Here is a 4,622-nt window from a genome sequence, read left to right as displayed (position 1 = left end):
GCCGCGGCGGCCGACCCCGCGCCAACGTTCGACGATGCGTGGCCGAAGGCGGACCGGCCGAGGTCGGTCGATGTCGCCCCGCGGCGTGGCCCACGGGCGCCGTCGACYTCGGCGAGGCGCAGTCGGCGGCCGCGTCGGCGTCATCAGGCCATCCGCCGCCGCCGCAGGAGCAGCCCCCGGTGACCGTGCTCAAATCGGGCGTCGTCGACGGCATGGCCTATTCGCTCTATTCGGACGGATCGATCGAGGCGCAAATGCCCGAGGGCATGATGCGGTTTGCCTCGATCGACGAGCTCCGCTCGCATCTGGAGCAAAGGCCGTAGATCTACGGCAATACTTGCGAACGGCCGGCGCGAAGTCTAAAACACGGCAGTTCTTGTCAGATTTCCTGTAATCCGCTCATATTCGCGAAGTAGTGCGCGATTCTGTTGATGTATTGTCGCGCGCGGATACTGCCCGAACGGCGTGCGGCGCCGCGCCGTCGAGAGCACGGGGAAGGTTGAGCCATGTCCGACACGTCAGGCAAAACGCCGGTCGAACTGACCGCCAACATCGTTTCGGCCTATCTCAGCAACAATCCGACGCCGGCCTCAGACATTCCGAACCTGATCGGTCAGGTCCATGCCGCGCTGCTGCGCGTGTCGAGCGGGCGCAGCGATATGCCGAGCGAACCGGCCAAGCCTGCGGTGTCGATGAAGAAGTCGATCACGCCGGAATATCTCGTGTGTCTCGAGGACGGCAAGCGCTTCAAGTCGCTTAAGCGCCACCTGCGCACCCAGTACAACATGACCCCGGAGCAGTATCGCGACAAATGGGGGCTGCCGGCCGACTATCCGATGGTGGCGCCGAACTACGCAGTGGCGCGATCGCAGCTCGCCAAGAAGATGGGACTTGGCCAGCAGGCGCGGAAGCGGAAGTAACACCTTACGCGGCGGAGGCCAGCGCCTCGCGCGCATCGTTGCGGATGCGATCAACCATCGAGCGCAGGCCGTTGGACCGCTGCGGCGTCAGATGGTCGCGGAAGCCGAATTCGTCGAATAGCGCGAGCGCGTCGGTGTCGAGGATCTGCTGCGGCGAGTGCCCGGAGAACAGCGTCAGCACGATCGCGACCAGGCCGCGCACGATGTGGGCGTCGCTGTCGCCGATATAGATTAGGCGCGGTTCGCCATGGGCATCGCGCTCGATCCGCTTCGACAGCCAGACCTGGCTGACGCAGCCCTGCACCTTGTTCTCGGCCGAGTGCTCCGCCTCCGACAACGGTTCGAGGGTGCGGCCGAGCTCGATGACGTAGCGGTAACGGTCGTCCCACTCGTCCAGCAGCGCAAAATTGTCCCTGATTTCGTCGATCGTCGTCGTCATCGTGGCCCACGTCCTGTCGTTAACGGCTTATATAGGAAGGCGGGCCGCGAAAGCGACGAAAATGGAACCGGTTCCCTGCGGTTTTGACGTGTTTTCTTCATGCGAACCGGCGACCACCTCGCTCGAAAGCGCGCTGGTTTGCGCTCACGGCATCGGCGGCAGGCGGAATTCAATCATCTGATCGTCCGCCGTCAGCGTGTCGCGGGATGCGCCCGGATCGGTATCGTCCTTGCCGATCGAGCCGGTGTGATCGGGTGGCTTCTTGTCGGTGATCATCTGGTAGAGCTTGCGCGCACCGTCGGTCGCGCGCTGGCCGATCGCGGTCGCGGCCTGGCCGCCGACGTCGCAGGCCGACGGCTGACGCTTGCAGAACTGACCCATGTCGTTGATCGTCGCGGTCGCGGCCGACACCGCGTCCGATGCGCTGATCTGCGGCGTCTTGTCCGCTTCAGGAGTTTTGTCTCTCGGCAGCAGCACGAGCACAAGCCCGAGCCAGAATGCCAAACGCAGCAGGAAGAACATGGCGCGATCCCGGTCGTCTATCTTGTCTTGGTTCTTGCGCGGTCGATGCCGCTATTGCCCTCACGGTTAGCATCGGTCGATAAATCGGAAGTATCTGCATTGAAGTAAATCCGCCGAGAAATCGCGGAAAATTCGCCTGAATTGATTCGCCGTAAATTTTCGATTGATGGCGGCTGACGGGGGCCGGATCCGCAAGATGTGCCGCGTCCACCATTTCGAAACCATAGATTGTCGCACCCGGAAACCAGCCGTTCACCATCCCCGAAAAATGCCCGGTGAATGACAGCGTGAACCCTCGCCAATGCACGGTGTTTGGCAGCAGGCGGCCCCGCCTTAGCGTTCGCTTAAGTTCGCTCTGACACGTTGACCTGCAATCACGAAGGAGGCGTTCCGGCGCGTCTGTCTTGACGATTGAGCCGAAGCGCGAGTGCTGTGAGTAGTTTGAGTCTGATCCGCGATTGCCTGGATGCGCTGCTGCATCCGTCGGCGCAATATGATGCGCTGACGCGTGCGCGCCATCGTGCCTTCATGGCGCCGCGGCTGCTCGGCAGCCTGGCGGCGCTGGCTTCGTTCCCGGCCTTTCTGGCGATGCGCGGCGCGCCGACGGCAATCGAGGTCGCGGCGTTCGCCTGGCTGATCGCGCCGATCCTGCTGTCCTGGTTCCTGTCGCGCACCGGCCGCTACGAGGGCGCCCATGTGCTGTCGTCGCTGGCGCTGGCCGGTCTCGTGATGATGATCGCCGCGACCACCGGCGGCATCGCGTCGTTCGCCGCGGTGTGGCTCGTCGTGATTCCGATCGAGGCCGCGCTGTCGGCCTCACGGCGCGTGGTGGCGTTTGCGTTTGCGCTCGCGATGATCTGCGCGGCGCTGCTGAGCGTGCTGGCACATTATCACGTGCTGCCGGCCGTCGATCCCGCGGTGGCGTCGAACGGCACGCTGGTCGGTTTCGGCGTGGTGTCGGCGATCTTCTATGCGGCCGGGCTCGCCTTCGGCGCGGAATCGCTGGCGCGCACCAGCGTGGCGCTGCTTTATGTCGAGGAAGAGCGCTACCGCCTGCTCGCGCATAACATGAGCGACGTCTTGTCGCGGCACAGCCGCAACGGCGCGGTGGGCTTCATTTCGCCCGCGGCCGAGATCCTGCTCGGCGTGCCGGCGTCGCGGCTGTCAGGCCACGGCCTGTTCGACCGCGTTCACGTCGCCGATCGGCCGGCCTATCTCACCGCGCTGTCGGACGCCGCGCGCGGCGAGTCCCGCAGCGTCGAGTTCCGGGTGCGCCGCGACGGTGCGCGCGGCGAGGCTGCCGGCGAATTCATCTGGGTCGAGATGCGCTGCCGTGCGCTCGACCAGATTTCGGCTGACGCGGAAGTCGTCGCCGTGATGCGCGACGTGACCGATCGCAAGGTGCAGGAGCAGGCGCTCGAACAGGCGCGCAACGCGGCCGAACAGGCCGACGCGTCGAAGACGCGCTTCCTCGCCACCATGAGCCACGAACTGCGCACCCCGCTCAACGCCATCATCGGCTTCTCCGAGATGATCGCGCAGGAAGACGCGCTCGGGCTCGACGCGGCCCGCCGCAAGGAATACGCCCAGCTCATCAACGACTCCGGGCAGCATTTGCTGTCCGTCGTCAACGGCATCCTCGACATGTCGAAGATGGAGTCCGGCAATTTCGAGATTTCGCCGGAGCCGTTCGCGCCGAGGCCGGCGCTGCTCAATTGCTGCAATCTGGTGGCGTTGAAGGCGCGCGAGAGCGGCGTCGACCTCGTCACCCGCGTGGGCGACGACCTCCCGGTCGTGAACGGCGATCCGCGCGCGTTCAAGCAGATCGTGCTCAACCTGGTTTCCAACGCCATCAAGTTCACCGAGCGCGGCGGCAAGGTGACCGTGTCGGCCGGCGTCGAGGGCTCGCGGCTCTTGCTGCGGGTCTCGGACACCGGTGTCGGCATCGCCGCCGACGATCTCAAACGGCTCGGCGATCCGTTCTTCCAGGCCGGCAAGACCTATCAGCGCCGCCACGAGGGCACCGGCCTAGGCCTGTCCATCGTCAAGGGGCTGGTTGGTCTGCACAATGGCGACATGAACGTGGAGAGCAAGGTGGGCGAGGGCACCATCGTGTCGGTCGCACTGCCGCTGGCGTTCACCCCGCCGGCCACGGTCGAGCCGTCCAGCAATGTCTCGACGCTGAAGCCCGCGCTGCGATCCGGTCTCCAAGAGCAAACCCATCAGGTGAAGAAGAGTGCCTAGACAGACTTTGGATGATGACGAAACGCCGCGCCGTCGCCGCGGCGCCAAGGCAGTGGCCATCGCGGCCGAGGAAGAGCGTGGCCTCGTCCTGCGCCTGCTGCTGCACAGTCCGAAGGATCTCGTCGCCGGCGTACTGGCGACGTCTGCCATTGTGGCGATCCTGATCAACGCGCTGTTCCTGCAGGCTGGCCGTCATCCGTCGCCGATGTTCGGCGGTTCGGTGGTGACGCTGCCGCCGCCGGCCCCGGCTGCCGCCGTCACCAGTCCAATGCCGCGCCCGCGTCCCGCCGAGGCTGCCGCCCGGTCGGTCGAGCCGGCCGCCATGGAGCCGTCCAGGCCCATCGACGTGAAGCCGGTGGAGACCAAGCCGGCCGAGACCAGGTCCGTTGAAGCCAAGCCGGAACCGAAGCCGGTTGAAGCCAAGCCGGTCGATCCGATGGCCAGCCTCGTTTTGAAGTCGACCGCCGCGCCGCCGGCGGCCGCACCGGCCCCGGCTG

Annotated in this window: 4 protein-coding genes and 2 pseudogenes; 4 read left to right on the top strand and 2 right to left on the bottom strand. The window is 65.6% G+C overall.

What is annotated here, in order from left to right; genetic code table 11:
* A pseudogene (locus AC628_RS45710) lies at window positions 1-323 on the top strand (DUF308 domain-containing protein); the annotation flags it as partial.
* 183 nt (window positions 324-506) lie between these two features.
* Complete coding sequence (locus AC628_RS40075) at window positions 507-920, top strand: Ros/MucR family transcriptional regulator (RefSeq protein ID WP_050420182.1); 414 nt, start codon at window positions 507-509, stop codon at window positions 918-920.
* 4 nt (window positions 921-924) lie between these two features.
* On the opposite strand, the gene AC628_RS40070 is transcribed toward AC628_RS40075, so the two are convergent.
* Together AC628_RS40070 and AC628_RS40065 are read right to left on the bottom strand one after the other, a co-directional pair.
* Entirely contained in the window at window positions 925-1,359 is a 435-nt protein-coding gene (locus AC628_RS40070) for a SufE family protein (protein WP_074132241.1), read from the bottom strand.
* A gap of 144 nt (window positions 1,360-1,503) precedes the next feature.
* Window positions 1,504-1,881: a DUF5330 domain-containing protein gene (locus AC628_RS40065; protein WP_074132239.1), complete on the bottom strand. Its 378-nt coding sequence runs from the start codon at window positions 1,879-1,881 to the stop codon at window positions 1,504-1,506.
* A 432-nt stretch (window positions 1,882-2,313) separates the two neighbouring features.
* Between AC628_RS40065 and AC628_RS40060 the strand changes: the two genes are divergently transcribed.
* Together AC628_RS40060 and AC628_RS40055 are read left to right on the top strand one after the other, a co-directional pair.
* Window positions 2,314-4,125, top strand: a complete 1,812-nt coding sequence (locus AC628_RS40060; protein ID WP_074132237.1) for an ATP-binding protein — start codon at window positions 2,314-2,316, stop codon at window positions 4,123-4,125.
* Window positions 4,118-4,622, top strand: a pseudogene (locus tag AC628_RS40055) (peptidoglycan-binding protein); the annotation flags it as partial. The gene AC628_RS40060 and the pseudogene AC628_RS40055, both read left to right, overlap by 8 nt.

Origin of the sequence: Bradyrhizobium sp. NAS96.2 (assembly GCF_001908235.1) — a bacterium.
Taxonomy (GTDB): Bacteria; Pseudomonadota; Alphaproteobacteria; order Rhizobiales; family Xanthobacteraceae; genus Bradyrhizobium.
The sequence above is the reverse complement of the archived record's forward strand: the minus strand, read 5'-3'. Positions and strand labels throughout refer to the sequence as shown.